The 14,243-nt window shown below is 49.8% G+C and carries 12 protein-coding genes and 1 pseudogene; all 13 read right to left on the reverse strand.

What is annotated here, in order from left to right; genetic code table 11:
• Positions 1-294 precede the first annotated feature (294 nt).
• Positions 295-2,022 (reverse strand): ABC transporter ATP-binding protein, encoded by a 1,728-nt coding sequence (locus tag KDD30_RS23420; protein ID WP_211650960.1) that lies wholly within the window; start codon positions 2,020-2,022, stop codon positions 295-297.
• Positions 2,023-2,040: 18 nt separating this feature from the next.
• Positions 2,041-2,999 (reverse strand): annotated as a pseudogene (locus KDD30_RS23425) (acetamidase/formamidase family protein).
• Positions 2,989-4,620, reverse strand: coding sequence for an ABC transporter substrate-binding protein (locus tag KDD30_RS23430; protein ID WP_211650961.1), 1,632 nt, complete (start codon positions 4,618-4,620; stop codon positions 2,989-2,991). The pseudogene KDD30_RS23425 and the gene KDD30_RS23430 overlap by 11 nt, the downstream one beginning before the upstream one ends.
• Positions 4,621-4,640: 20 nt before the next feature.
• Entirely contained in the window at positions 4,641-5,567 is a 927-nt protein-coding gene (locus tag KDD30_RS23435) for an ABC transporter permease (protein WP_211650962.1), read from the reverse strand.
• Positions 5,564-6,400, reverse strand: coding sequence for an ABC transporter permease (locus tag KDD30_RS23440; RefSeq protein WP_371826133.1), 837 nt, complete (start codon positions 6,398-6,400; stop codon positions 5,564-5,566). The genes KDD30_RS23435 and KDD30_RS23440 overlap by 4 nt, the downstream gene beginning before the upstream one ends.
• A 14-nt stretch (positions 6,401-6,414) precedes the next feature.
• Positions 6,415-6,996, reverse strand: a complete 582-nt coding sequence (locus KDD30_RS23445) for an ANTAR domain-containing response regulator (protein ID WP_211650964.1) — start codon at positions 6,994-6,996, stop codon at positions 6,415-6,417.
• A complete protein-coding gene (locus KDD30_RS23450; protein WP_211650965.1) occupies positions 6,993-8,123 on the reverse strand; it encodes a transporter substrate-binding protein in 1,131 nt (376 codons plus the stop codon). Before KDD30_RS23450 ends, KDD30_RS23445 begins: the two co-directional genes overlap by 4 nt.
• A 612-nt stretch (positions 8,124-8,735) precedes the next feature.
• Positions 8,736-9,485, reverse strand: coding sequence for an SDR family NAD(P)-dependent oxidoreductase (locus KDD30_RS23455; protein ID WP_211650966.1), 750 nt, complete (start codon positions 9,483-9,485; stop codon positions 8,736-8,738).
• A gap of 4 nt (positions 9,486-9,489) precedes the next feature.
• A complete protein-coding gene (locus KDD30_RS23460; protein WP_211650967.1) occupies positions 9,490-10,338 on the reverse strand; it encodes a sugar phosphate isomerase/epimerase in 849 nt (282 codons plus the stop codon).
• A complete protein-coding gene (locus KDD30_RS23465; protein WP_211650968.1) occupies positions 10,339-11,235 on the reverse strand; it encodes an NAD(P)-dependent oxidoreductase in 897 nt (298 codons plus the stop codon).
• Between the two features lie 30 nt (positions 11,236-11,265).
• A complete protein-coding gene (locus KDD30_RS23470; protein WP_211650969.1) occupies positions 11,266-12,525 on the reverse strand; it encodes a TRAP transporter large permease in 1,260 nt (419 codons plus the stop codon).
• Positions 12,522-13,088, reverse strand: coding sequence for a TRAP transporter small permease (locus KDD30_RS23475; RefSeq protein WP_249199385.1), 567 nt, complete (start codon positions 13,086-13,088; stop codon positions 12,522-12,524). The genes KDD30_RS23470 and KDD30_RS23475 overlap by 4 nt, the downstream gene beginning before the upstream one ends.
• A 115-nt stretch (positions 13,089-13,203) precedes the next feature.
• The gene (locus KDD30_RS23480; protein WP_211650970.1) at positions 13,204-14,178 is read right to left on the reverse strand and encodes a TRAP transporter substrate-binding protein; all 975 of its coding nucleotides are present in this window, start codon (positions 14,176-14,178) and stop codon (positions 13,204-13,206) included.
• Between the last annotated feature and the right edge of the window lie 65 nt (positions 14,179-14,243).

The following is a 14,243-nucleotide window of genomic DNA, read 5'->3' on the forward strand; positions in this document are numbered from 1 at the left end:
GACTGGATGCATAAACAGTATTTCAGTTTGGCACTCTGGGAAAGATGCAAATGATGAAGACGAGAATTCGGTCTGAAATTGATGAAAATGATAGAGGTGTTTTTTGCTTGAGGTACTTAAGATGCCTGTCCTCACTCAAGTAAAGCGGGACAGTCACCCATAGAATTACCATCAACCATCAAACAGGACAGTCACCCCATAGAATTGAAGGCCCAGGCAAAGCTCAATGATTAACTGTCTGTCCGCCCATCTGTCCCAGAGAGAAAACCGCCGTCTGTCCTCCAGTTCCTCCCTTCAAATAGCCACAATATGATGCTGAGACACATGGCGATACTCAGGTGGCTGAACTTCACTGGACACCGGATGGATGGGATCAGGGATCTGATGCTGTGACAAGACTAACGATAGATCTCGCTTCACACGAACATCCGCAATCGGTACAGCTTGCATCAGACGTTGCGTGTAAGTGTGCTGAGGGGCGTGTAACACTTCATCTCTGGGTCCCATCTCAACAATTCTGCCTGAATACATCACCGCGACGCGATGACTCACCTGTTCTATCACAGCCATGTCATGTGAAATAAACAGAAAACTGAGCTGGAGCTCTTGTTGTAACCGCCCAAGTAACTCAAGCACTTGGGCCTGAACAGAGACATCAAGAGCAGACACCGATTCGTCGGCAATCACCAGTTTAGGCTGAGAGGCAATCGCGCGTGCAATACCAATGCGTTGGCGTTGGCCGCCAGAAAATTGGTGTGGATAGCGATCAAGCATATCCGGAGAAAGTTCCACCTGCGCCATTAAAGCTGCAGCATGGTCACGCACTTCATGCTTTGAACAAATATTGTGGATTAACAGTGGCTCTCGCAGCAGCTGAAAAATACTTTTTCTCGGATTGAGTGAGCTGTACGGGTCTTGAAAGATCATTTGGATATCTTTGCGCACCGCCATGAAAGCATCACCTTTCAGACCGTTAAGTTCTGTGCCGTTCAGCATCGCACTACCGGAAAATGGCACCATGTTCATGAGTGCTTTTCCTGTGGTTGATTTCCCGCAGCCACTTTCTCCGACAATGCCCAGTGTTTCTCCCCGTGCAAGAGAGAAACTGACACCATCGACCGCACGAACCTGATAACGCTCACGAGCCCAAAAGGGGGCATCCAAGTCAAAATGTACCGACAGATTGTCCACTTCGAGCAGCGGGTCAGGCTTCTCAATCGCTGTCATCGTTGGCGCGTTTCCAAGTTTTGGAACCGCTGCTAACAGTTTTTGGGTATATGCCGCTTGGGGTGACGTAAACAGGGTTTCAACATCGCTGTACTCTTCCACGTTGCCACGGTTCATGACCACAACCTGATTGGCCATTTCGGCAACAACACCCATATCGTGCGTGATCATGATGACACCGGCATTGAAATCGGCTTTCAATTCATTCAGTAAACTTAGGATTTGGGCTTGAATCGTGACATCAAGGGCGGTTGTGGGTTCATCGGCAATCAGGATTTTCGGCTGCCCGACCAAAGCAATCGCGATCATGATGCGTTGCAGCATCCCGCCGGACATTTCATGCGGATATTGCGAGAAACGTTTTTCTGCACGAGGGACTTTCACGGCATCGAGCAATGCAATCGCTTCTTTTCTAGCTTGAGCAGCAGAAACCTTCCGGTGCGCTTGAATCGCTTCCACAATCTGCTGGCCAGCCGTCATAATTGGGTTGAGCGACATCATGGGATCTTGAAAAATCATCGCAATCTCATGGCCACGCAACCGTTGCATTTGTGCTTCTGACTGAAGCAGCAAGTCTTTTTCACCAAAGAGAATCTTACCGCTGCTTACCTGGGCAACCTGAGGCAATAACCTCATGATGGCAAGGCTGGTCAACGACTTCCCACTCCCTGATTCTCCGGCAATACAGAGCGTTTCCTGCTCGGAAAGGGTGAACGACAAATCGTTCACCACAGGTTGAGTCAGAGGATTGTTTCCGATTCGGATGGTTAGGTTTTCAACCGACAATAACGGCATATCATTTCCTCTTCCGATTCAGTCGAACACGATGTTTGGGAAGTAGAAACTGACGAGCCAGTTCGGCATGTCGACAATCTCACTGATTCGAAGATCACCGCAGACAGAGCACAGCATGTAAGCGTCTTCTGGACTGAGATGATGCAGGCGGCAAAGGTGCTCAATCATCTGGCTGACGGCGATCCTGGCCCCTTCCATTAAATCAGGGTGAGCACCCGTAGTCACCATATAACCTTGACCGTCTAAATGACGAGAAACAGGGCCTGGCGTGGTGAAAAATGGCATCTTCAACGGTTTATTCTTAATCAGATCGACCGTCATCACCACATTCATCGGGCTTTCAATCGCGGTGCCGCACACTTCACCATCTCCCTGTGCTGCATGGGTGTCGCCCACAGAGAGTAAGGCCCCTCAACCGCCACGGGGAGATAAAGCGTTGTCCCGGCAGACAGATCTCGGATGTCCATATTTCCGCCAACATGCCGTGGCGGAACGACAGAATGGACACCTGGCTCCGCCAATGCCAGTCCGATTGTGCCAGCAAAGGGCTTGAGAGGCACTTTGGCATGCTTCCCGAAGGCTGCCGGCGAGCATGTATTTTTATCATAGGACCATAAAGCAAGTGCCGGAGATTGAAACTGGTCTGCCAGCAGGCCGAACCCCGGGATGTTTGCGGTCCAGCCAAAACCACTGGGTTTGAATTCTTCAATGGTCAGCCGAATGACATCCCCGGGTTTCGCCCCATCAATAAAGATGGGGCCAGTCACCGGATTAATTTGACCAAAGTCGAGGTTGGCAATATCTGCAGCGGTCGACTGGGCATGTAGCTGTCCGCTCGCGCTGTCTTTACATTCAAATTCCAACGTCGTGCCTGGTATCACCTGACTCACTGGCTGAATACTGTTGTCCCAGCCATGGTGATGGTGAACACTGTGAATGGTTTTGATCAAGTGATCGTGGGAGTTGTTATTGCACATCTTTCACCCATACTTTTTCGTAGTGAACAGGAATATGAACCGGATCGACAAAAATGGCTTTGTCGCCGCCAAGACGTTCAGAGCGGATGGTGAACCGTTTTTCGTGGAACACCGGCACCCAAGGCGCATCTTTCATCACGCTGGTATAGATGTTTTCCCAAGCTTTCATGCGTGCCTGTTGTTGGCCTGCATCCACCATGGCATCCGCTTGCGCAGCTTGTTGATCTAATTCTTCATTACAGTACCAAGCCCAGTTCCAGCCACCATCAACGGCACCGCTACAGCCCAGAATGGGGGCATAAAAGTTCGATGGATCCGGGAAATCGGCAATCCACGCCATACCGCCAGACCAAATCATGGGCGCTTGTGAGGCATGACCACCGGCGGCAATCACATTGGCCTGCGCCAGTGCTTTGATACTCGCTTTCACACCGATTTTGGCCAGATCCTGCTGAATCGCCTGTGCGATTCGTGGCTGAGGGTCGGTATTTGCCACATAGAGCTCGGTGGTGAAACCGTTTGGAAAGCCGGCTTCTGTCAGCAAGGCTCGCGCTTTGTCTTGATCAAACGCGTAGCCTTGATAGCTGGATGAATAACCGGGCATCGCGGGAGGCAAGGGTTGGTTCGCAGGCACTGCTCGGCCGTTGATGATCTGGACGATCCGGGCTTTATCGATGGCCATGTTGATCGCTTGGCGCACTTTGAGGTCATTAAAAGGAGCTATATTGACGTTCATGGTGACATAACCCGTATGGAGTTGATCACCTTCGACAATCATCGACTGGTAATTTGGGTTGTTGCGCATTTGCAGAAACTTCGCAGGCGGGATGCCGTCGCCGGCAATATCAATCTCACCTTTCTCAAGTCGGAGCAGGGCCACAATGGGCTCCTGGCCCACTTCAAAACGGATTTCATCCAGGTAAGGCAATCCCGGGACATCGTACTTATCATTTCGAACAAATGTCAGATACTGGCCCAGTTTCCATTCCCCTAACTTGAATGCCCCGGTCCCGACGGGATGTTTACCAAAATCAGCGCCTTGCTGTTCAACCACTTCCTTAGGGACAACAAACGAAAAATTGATGGCTAATACATGAAGGAAAGTGGCATCCGGACGGGATAGCTCAAAACTCAACGTGTGGTCATCAAGCACTTTGATACTTGAAAGCGTGTTGACTTCACCACGATTGAGGCTGGAAAAGTCCTTGAGCGATCCAAAAAAGCCAGCACCCGGGCTTTGGGTTTCAGGCCGGATCACCCGCTCAATGGAATACTTAAAGTCGGCAGCGGTAACTTTTCGCCCGTTGTGGAACTGAATATTCGGTTTGATTTTGAATGTATAAATTTTACCGTCTTCAGAAATTTCATAGCTTTCGGCAAGATCTGTCGTGAGCTCTGTGGTACCAGGTACGTAATCCATTAACCCGTCAAAGAGGCTTTTAATCATCGACCAGTTTTGCCAGTCGTAACCTATGGCCGGGTCGAGCGTTGTGACATCATCTTTATAAGTGACAATCATCTGTCCGCCTTGCTTGATGTCTGCCATGTCTGCCATGTCTGCCGAAGTCGCACTGGCGGAAAATAAAACAGCGACAATCGCGGATAACACACTTTTTTTCATCACAATTTCCTTATTTGTTATTAGAGTTTCTTGAGATCAATCCTTGGATCAATCCATGGTGAGACCAAATCCGCCAATAGGTTTGCCATGACAATGGCAACTGCAGAAACCAGAGTGACGCCGACAATAATGGGAATATCGACCCGCTGAATCGCCTGCCAAGCGAGTTGACCAATACCGGGCCAACCAAATACCGATTCCACCACCACCATACCGCCGATGAAAATACCGATATCAATGGCAATCATAGAAATAATGGGGAGTAGCGCATTTGGGATAATATGGCGAAATAAAATGCGCGTACGGCTTAAACCTTTGGCTTTTGCTGTGCGGATATAATCTTGGTGCAGTACTTCAATCATGGAAGAACGCATCATGCGTGAATACCAACCACTGCCTAACAATCCGAGCGTTACCGCGGGGAGAACCAGATGTTGCCAGGTCCCATAACCTCCAATAGGGAGCCACGACCATTGCACGGCAAACAGATAGAGGAACAGCATGGCCGCAACAAAATGAGGCGATGAAACGCCAATAAAGGAGAAGATCATGAGGCTGCGATCGATCAGACTGTTTCTTTTCAGCGCAGCGATGATCCCTAACGACAGACCAATCATGAGTTCGACACCAATGCCAGCAGCCAATAACGAAAGGGAGGCAGGCAATCGCGCAGCAATCAGTTCAGCGACTTCGGTTTTTTGCAACCATGAACGTCCCATATCACCCTGCAAGAGCGAGGTAAGATAGCGCCAGTACTGCTGATAAAAAGGCAGATCCAACCCAAGTTGTTGTCGGATATTTTCAATGGTTTCCGGTGTCGCACTTCGCCCTGCAATTTGGCGTACTGGATCGGCGGGGAGCAGATAAAGCAGTAAATACGTAATGAATGTTACACCGAGTAAAATCAATGCCGCATGCAGTAAACGTTTGAAAAGGTAATCAATCATGCGTCGTCCCTTCCATTGAGTGTTGGGTCTAGCGCATCACGCAGGGCATCTCCAACAATGTTAAAACACAGTGATAGAAGAATGATCACGACGCCTGGAATAAACACCAACCACGGCGCAATCGTAAAGTACGTTTGGTTTTCAAAGATAATATTTCCCCAGCTTGGGATAGGTGGCTGAACACCAATGCCAAGATAGGAAAGCGTTGCTTCCAGCAGGACTGTGGTGGATATTCCGAGGGTTGCCCAAACCAGCATGGTAGGAATTAAATGCGGAAGAATATGAGAGAACAATATCGTAGACGCACCGACCCCAATCGCTTTTTCAGCCGCAATAAAATCTTTCTCACTGATGGCCAGTGTTTCTGAATAAACAACCCGGGCAATTTGCACCCAATTCACTAAAGCAATGACCAGTGCCACAATCCATAAACTGGGTTGGAAAATAGCAGCCAGTGCAATCGCAAGCAGCAATGCAGGAAAGGCCATCATGAGATCGGTAAATCGCATCAGGACAGTCCCCAACCATCCTTTGAGATAAGCGGCCAATACACCCACCATAGTGCCAATCAGAATGGCGATGCCATTTGCCACCACACCAATCAACAGCGATGTTTGAGCACCATACATAATCCGAGAAAACAGATCGCGTCCTAAGAGATCGGTGCCAAACCAGTAGGTTGTATTGGGTGGTAATGGCGCGCCTTCCAGGGTCAGGCCATCAAAAAACTGCTCCGTGGGATCAAAAGGAGCTAACCAGGGAGCGCCGACGGCCAAAACAACAATCAAGACAATGATAAATAATGAGAAAATTACAGATATCCGAGAGAACATTTTCTTCCAAGAACTCATGAGCGGCCTGCCTTAAAACGTTGGTCAGTGACATAGCCTTGAGTCAATTCCACACAGGCTTGCTCGATGGGGACATTACGCCGCATGGATTCGCGTTGAAGTTGCTGATAAGCCGCTTCACTGGATAGGTTGTATTCCGTCATCAGTTGTCCGACCGCATTGATCACGGTATGGCGCAACTGGTGGCGCGTCTGCATCGCTTTGAGTTGTTGACGGAGCTGGTTGTATGTCGCATTGAGCGTTTTAGCCATGTGAAACGCGGCGTACAGCCCAGACTGATGGATAGGCTTACAGATCACAGCCAAAGCACCAATTTGAGTAGCCCGCTCCACTTCCGTGGGAGAACCATGGGAAAGTAAACCTACAATTGGCAGGGTATCGGTGATGATTGTCTGCGGTGTAAAAGCATTGAAATAGTACTGAATATCAATGAGTACTAAGTCGGTTTTTTCTCTCTGATAGGCCATTCGCGTATGGCAATGAATACCCATTCTGGCTGACGCTTTTTCAACTTGCCGGCAGGTTCTTTCATTGTCGCTGATCAGCACAATGGTATTGATTGAGGTGGTAGCGTTCATCGGATTAACCTCAATTTTCTCTGGGGTTCAGTTTCTTGACCGGATGTCGAGGTCAAAAATTCATGACCAACTAAGTAGGGGTTCGGTGCCGTCGCAGGGAAATTCACGACCGGAACAAAGGAATCGCCCAGACGTTCACCAATCGAGCACGGTAAGATCGCATGTTGATTGGCAGCAATCCGTATCTCGACCGACATCGGTGAATCGGTCGAGATCTCTGGCAACACAGCACAGACTCGATCAACTTCCGCAGAATCTGCTTTGACAATGGCATTCGCAAGGCTCATCACAGACAGATAACTCCCGACAAAATTGCCTGTGATTCTGGTGTCTGTCCCAACAAACTGCCGGGCTTGTGCGACAAACGCTGGATTGAGCGACTCAAAGAAAATGAGGGAAGAATAAAGCCGCAAATGAGGTAATTCATTCAAACAAGTTAATTCGCACTCTGTCAGGTTACAACTGAGGACAGGCAAAGGAGAATGAGACCACTGGTTGTCTAATTGATGCAAAAATGCATAACTGGAGTCGCCGATCAGATTGTTGATGATGAAATCCGGGTGGCTTTGCTTCAGTTTCTGAATGATTAAGTCAAAATTCAGCGTATCAAGGTGATAAAAGCTGTCGTCCAGAACTTCGCCACCGACAGATAAAATCGCCTCTCGAGCAATCCGGCAACTTTCCCAGCCCCAAACATAGTTTGATCCTAAAATGGCAATTCGTTTACCAAACTGTTTTACCGCATATTCCAACAATGGAAGTAGATTTTGGTTTGGGCATGCACCGTGATAAACCACATTTTCGTCACACTCATATCCTTCATACGGGATGCCGTACCACAATAAACCGCGATACTCGCGTACATCAGGAATGATTTCTTTACGGGTGCTGGAAGTGATGGTGCCAACTAAATGATGAATATTGCTGGTGAGTAACGAGCGAGCATGGTGCACATAGTCACTCACGACGCCAGCCGGATTACGAATATCCGCATTCAGCGTAAATGGATAGGAAGGATCACCATTCACTTTTTCAATGGCGTATAGGGCACCGAGCAAGCCATTACGACCCAGATGACGATATGTGCCTGAAGTCGAAAACAATAATCCTATGTTGATTCGATCCATCTTAACGGTCCCTCAACGAAAAAAGCTCAAGCAACACCAAATTCAGAGAAAGGTGCTGTTTGAGCTCTATTACTCATATCAAGTTAAATTGAGGCTTATGCCGAAGCTGCTCATGGTGATTCAACCGAGCGGTTTGCTCAGATTCTATTACCCCAAACGGATTCGTGATCAATAAGTATATTGACAATAAAATCAATAACTGGATTTATACTAGTGTGGCAATTCACAAGCTTGCAACATAAAATTGAATAAAAAGCAGCCACTTTTACCGTTTGAGGTTTCGCTCAATAATTTTTACTAACCCCACAGAAAAAATGACCCGGGACGACCCATTTTTTAGCTTTGTGAAAATGAGCCAACTGCCAATCATCGCGTATGACTGCTTCGGGTGAAAAGTATTGCCCGAACCGATATAAGCCCTGGCCTCGCCTTCCATTCTGCTCAACTGCCCCGGCTCACTTCATACAAAAGTGCCTGTCCTTATTGCCCCTTTTCATACAAAAGTGCCTGTCCTTATTGCTCCTCTTCTTACCCCGCAGCAAAAGTGCCTATCCTTATTGCCCCTCTTCTTGCCCCGCAGCAAAAGTGCCTGTCCTTCCCTCCGGCCAACATCTAGTAAATATGCATGCCGCCGTTCACATCGAGTGTGGCGCCGGTCATGTAACTTGACAGATCAGAGGCAAGAAACAGGAAAGCGTTCGCCACGTCCTCGGCCGCACCCAAACGGTTCAACGGAATCGTTGTCAGGATCTTTTCCTTCATGTCATCGGTCAGCTTACCGCCGGTAATGTCCGTCAGGATCAGTCCCGGCGTGACACTGTTTATGCGGATATTAGCACCACCGAATTCCCGAGCCATCGCTTTGCCAAGCCCTAACATTCCGGCTTTTGCGGCGCTGTAATGCGGCCCGCCGAAAATCCCGCCGCCCCGCTGGGCAGAAACAGAAGAGGTATTCACAATGGAACCGCCTTGCTGCTTCTGCATATGCGGCAATACCGCCTGACACATATACAGCATGCCACGCAGGCTGACATCCGTAACCTGCTCATAGTTTTGCGGGGTGATATCCAGAGTTTTGAGGGGCTGGGTGATACCTGCGTTATTGATAAGCACATCTACCCGCCCGCACCGTTCAACAACCGCGGCAATGGCATTGTCACACGAATTTTTATCCGTTACGTCGCAGGCCACGCCAAAGGCTCGCTCGCCGACAGATGCCGCCGCTTCATCGGCCTGTTGTTGATTCAAATCGAGAATGGCGACAATCGCCCCCTGTTGATGGAACAAGTTTGCCGTATTTTTGCCAATACCTTTAGGACTGGCGGCACCGGTAATGACACAGACTTTATCCCCAAGAAGCATACACTCACTCCTTTAAGTTCATTGTTTTGTTTAAATAGGCAATGGACGTTGCCAAGTCGTCCTCTATCTCTGGCATCGTTAGCAAATCCGGCTTTTTATAGGGTTTAGCATCATCATTGCGTTGCAAACGGAAGGGCAACTCAAGGCTGAACGACAATGCTGAGAAATCTTCTGCTATGTGCGGTAGCAAGGTATCAAACGCTATTGCGCCCTCACCCAACGCACAGAAGTGATAAACATGGTTACGATAATAGGCATCTTTGATATGCAGATGGGCACTGTAGGGAAGCGCCAGACGGGTATCTTCAACCGGATCCAGATCCGGACAATGAGAAATGAGATTCCCCACATCGTAGTTAATACCGAATGCATCGCTGCCCAATCTCGACAGCAAAGGCTGAATATCTTTAGCGCTGTTTAAGATGTTATCCACACGATCGCCGGGATTTTCGAGACAGACAATAATATCGTGCGCTTTGGCAATGGCGGCCATTTCCGGTGCCAACTGAAAAAATCGCGCTGCGGTTTCACGCGTAGCAGCGTTGGTAATCAACCGCTTTGCGCCCAGTTCTGCGGCAAAGCGCGCACGTACCTCAAACTGCGACAACGCGGTATCGTCACCCAAATTGATATGGCCGGAAAAGGTCGGACATTGCTGGCCGAGCGAGTCCATCAGCCCAACCAGTTCCTGCGCATAGCCGACATTCAGGTCTGCATCGGTAAATTCGTTGACGTAACCTTTGATAAACGCCAGTTCCACCTTCTTGATGCCAAGCCTGTGCATGGACGCGAGAATGTCCGGCATTGCGTATCCATCGTAAGCGCCTGTGCTTACGGAAATATCTCGTTTCATTTAGCCGTTACCTTCTTGTGAACCATTTCCGTTGATGAGGTCGTAACTGGTAATCACCTGACTATCGTCGGCATTGTTCAGCCCTCGGCCTGATGTGGCGAGAAACATTTGCTGTGCAGCCGCTGCAAGCGGAAGCGCCACTTTGCTTGCATGGCCAGACGCCAGGACGATACCGAGGTCTTTGACGAAAATATCAACGGTACTCGTTACGGGAGGATCGGACTGCAACATTCGTGGGCCCCTGTCTTTAAGCATCCAGCTTGAGGCCGCAGATCCGCTTAAAATCTCAAGCAACACCTGCAAATCCACACCGGATTTTCGGGCCAGTGAAAACGCTTCAGCCAGCACGGCGATATGCACGCCGCACAACAGTTGATTGACCGTTTTCACCACGGCGCCCTGCCCGGGTTCGGTTCCGACGTGATAAAGCTTGTCACCCATGCTTTTCAACACTGGTACCACCTGAGTAAACACAGCATCCGGGGCGGCTGCCATGATTGTCAGCGACCCATTTTTAGCCCCTGCAACACCACCGGAAACCGGTGCATCAATAAACTCACGACCGGATGCCCGCACCGTTTTCGCCAACTCGCGGACACTGTCTGCCGGGCAGGTCGACATCAGAACAACGACAGCCTGTGGCGGTAATGCCTCAAGGGCACCATCACCAGACAACACCTGCTCTGCCTGTTCTGCATTAACCACCATAAGCACCAACAGATCGGCTTGATGCACCGCAGCGGTTATCGAGTTACAGGCTTCGCCCCCTGCTTCTTTCAGTGCCTGAAGTGCCTTGGGGTTCATGTCATACCCCCGCACCTCAAATCCCGAGCCTAATAGATTTTTGGCCATCGGCAACCCCATCGAGCCCAACCCGACAAATGCGATTTTGTTCATATATAGCTCCTTGCAGTTCGGCGATTCCGGTCAATACATGGTGAATGCCGGCACATATGAGATCAGCAGTAAGACCGTGAGTGCGACGAGGTAAAATGGCCACAGCTCTTTGACAATATTGCCGATTTTTTCCTTTGAGATAGCTGCAGCCACAAAAAGGGTGGTGCCTATCGGTGGGGTGAACAGGCCAATACTGAGGTTAACGGCAATCATGATGCCAAGCTGGATCGGATCCAGCCCAATGCTGTTACCTACAGCGACCAGTGTCGGCCCCAGCAGCAAAATAGCGGCGGGAAGATCCATGAACATGCCAATACACAGCAGCAAAATATTCATGGCCAGAATGATCATCCACGGGCTGGGAAAGGTTTCCTGCGCATAGGTCGCGATCTGATTGGGGATATGCTCGGTGATCAGTACATGCCCGACCAAGTTGGAGGCAATAATCACCAACATCACAATGCCTGTGGTCAAGGCAGTTGCAATCAGCGCATTGATAACGCGTTGAATCGTTAAATCACGGTAGATCAGCTGGCTGACTAACAAGGCATAAGCAACTGCGATAATACTGACTTCTGTCGGTGTGGCGATACCGGCCCGCAATAACACAACAATAACCAGCGGCATGGCGAGTGCGGGGCCTGCATAGAAGAAAGCTTTCACTAACCCTTTCACCGTAAAGGTATTTTTCAGCAGCGGGAACTTCCGGAAGCGGCCAGACAGATAGCAGACCATCATCATCCCACCCGCAAGCATCATGCCGGGTAAGATCCCTGCCACAAACAGCGATGCAATGGAGCTGTTGGACACCAAGGCATAAAGAATCAGTGGAATGGACGGCGGGATAAGACCAGCAATCACAGACGACGATGCAGTCACCGCAGCACTGAAACTGCCCGGATAGCCTTCACGTTTCTGCCAGGGGATCAGCATGGAACCCAGGGCCGATGCTTCCGCCACCGCAGAGCCGGATACGCCGCCGAAAACAGTGGACCCCACCACAGTCACCTGACCAAGGCCACCATGAAAGCGCCCGACCAGATAAGCCGCAAAATCCACCAGTTTTTTCCCCAGCGTTCCGGACATCATCAGCCCGCCCGACAAAATGAAGAAGGGAATCGCCAACATGGGGAAGCTCTGGGTTGGCTGGAAAAGTTTCAGCACGGCAATCACGCTGGGTGCATCACCCACAAAAAGTACCGCTGCGCCAGCACTGATAATCAAGGCATACCCCACAGGGAATGCCAGCACCAGCATGACAGCGAATAAAGCAATCATTAACGGGGTCATTCTGTTACCTCCGCAGGAAGAACACGCTGACCAAACCTCTCGGCATCAATGAACAGCCACAGAAGGTTGGACAATGCAGTCAGGGCAATGGCAGCAAAGCCATAAACCAACGCCATATAGGCATAACTGGAAGAAATCCCGGAAATAGGGAAAAGCTGGCTACCCGCGATACTGACCACATCCAGACCGCTAATCGCCAGATAGCAAAACGTTGCCGTTGTGATCAGGTTTATGAGGAACATCAGTCCGCGGGTTGTTCCTTGACGGAGAAAGCCAATAATGGCATTGACCGCAATGTGCCTGCCACGCTGAGCTGCAGCAACAATCGCGCCCATCACCAACCAAGGGAACAGCAAGTTCGGCATTTCCGCCGGCCAGCCAAGGCTTTCCGTGGTGAGATAACGGACAATGACATCCGTACCCAGTGACAGAAACAGCGCGGAAATCGCTAATATAAAAATCGCCAGCGCCGTGTATTCAATCAATCTATCCAGCCCGTTCAACAGCCGGGTCGCCATTCCCTTATCAGATTGCAGATGCATCAGTTTTCCTTGTACGTCCATTTTGCTGCCTCCTTATAGATAAAGGGCTGGAAACAATGACTTTTGGTACACAACCGTTTAAGGATCAGCTATCGGTTGCCTAGATCAGAGGGGAACGGCATTCCCCTCACAGCTGTCATTGACTTTGGGTGGACTCACGGACCAGTAAAGAGACCAATTCCGGATAGTCTTTTTTCCATTTCTCATACACGGGTTGGGTTGCAGCAACAAAGGCAGAATGCTCAACATCGTTAAACATCACTCCCGCAGCTTCCATTTCGGCCCGCAGTTGGGTTTCCTGCTCAACGAATGTTTTACGGTTAAAGTCACCGGCTTCTTTGGCGGCTTCCCGAATCGCAGCCTGATCATCCTGTGACAATCTGTCCCAGACGATCTTACTGGCTAAGAACGGGGTTGCTTCGTACTTATGGCCGGTAAAGGAAATGTACTTCTGCACTTCATACAATTTTGATGAGTAAATATTTGCCAACGGGTTTTCCTGCCCATCAACAACCCCTTGTTGCAGGGCAATATACAGCTCGGAAAATGCCATCGGTGTTGGGTTGGCACCAAGGGTTTGGAAGATATCCACGGTCATGGTGTCTGGCGGTGTTCTCAGCTTGATCCCGGCCAGTTCAGAAGGCTTGGTAATCGGTCTGACGTTGTTACTCACATGGCGAATGCCGTTGTCCCAATACGCCAGGACGACCAGACCTTTTTGGGCGGCCAGCTCGCTCAGCTTATCACCTGCAGTCCCATCCAGCACCCGCCATGCATCCTGCTGGTTTGAGAACAAAAAGGGTAATCCCAGCAACGCGAATTCCGGAACAACACTGGACGTTGTCCCCTGCGAGTTTGCACTGAACGCAATTGCGCCAAGGCGCATGGAGGTAATCGCCTCAGCATCATCTCCAAACTGGGCATTCCCACCGACTTCAACTTTTATCCTGCCGTCTGTCTTTTCCTCAACCAATTTGGCAAATAGCAACGATGCTTCCGCTTTAGGGTTCCCATCGGCGGCATTATGCGCCACACGAAGCGTGGTTTCCGCCCATACCGGAGTTGCGGCAAGCGAGATAGCTAATGCCAAAGATGTCAGTATCTTTTTCATATCGCGTTCCTTATTGAGAGAAATTCTTGTCCCTTGTTATGCACATAACAGCCGTGTGCGCGTGA

The sequence above is a fragment of the Photobacterium sp. GJ3 genome, from assembly GCF_018199995.1.
Lineage (GTDB): Bacteria > Pseudomonadota > Gammaproteobacteria > Enterobacterales > Vibrionaceae > Photobacterium.

Coding starts and splice junctions, on each gene's coding strand:
- KDD30_RS23460 (WP_211650967.1), bottom strand. CDS start 10,338: ATGAAACGAGATATTTCCGTAAGCACAGGCGCTTACGATGGATACGCA.
- KDD30_RS23470 (WP_211650969.1), bottom strand. CDS start 12,525: ATGACCCCGTTAATGATTGCTTTATTCGCTGTCATGCTGGTGCTGGCA.
- KDD30_RS23455 (WP_211650966.1), bottom strand. CDS start 9,485: ATGCTTCTTGGGGATAAAGTCTGTGTCATTACCGGTGCCGCCAGTCCT.
- KDD30_RS23430 (WP_211650961.1), bottom strand. CDS start 4,620: ATGAAAAAAAGTGTGTTATCCGCGATTGTCGCTGTTTTATTTTCCGCC.
- KDD30_RS23480 (WP_211650970.1), bottom strand. CDS start 14,178: ATGAAAAAGATACTGACATCTTTGGCATTAGCTATCTCGCTTGCCGCA.
- KDD30_RS23445 (WP_211650964.1), bottom strand. CDS start 6,996: ATGAACGCTACCACCTCAATCAATACCATTGTGCTGATCAGCGACAAT.
- KDD30_RS23435 (WP_211650962.1), bottom strand. CDS start 5,567: ATGATTGATTACCTTTTCAAACGTTTACTGCATGCGGCATTGATTTTA.
- KDD30_RS23450 (WP_211650965.1), bottom strand. CDS start 8,123: ATGGATCGAATCAACATAGGATTATTGTTTTCGACTTCAGGCACATAT.
- KDD30_RS23440 (WP_371826133.1), bottom strand. CDS start 6,400: ATGTTCTCTCGGATATCTGTAATTTTCTCATTATTTATCATTGTCTTG.
- KDD30_RS23475 (WP_249199385.1), bottom strand. CDS start 13,088: ATGGACGTACAAGGAAAACTGATGCATCTGCAATCTGATAAGGGAATG.
- KDD30_RS23465 (WP_211650968.1), bottom strand. CDS start 11,235: ATGAACAAAATCGCATTTGTCGGGTTGGGCTCGATGGGGTTGCCGATG.
- KDD30_RS23420 (WP_211650960.1), bottom strand. CDS start 2,022: ATGCCGTTATTGTCGGTTGAAAACCTAACCATCCGAATCGGAAACAAT.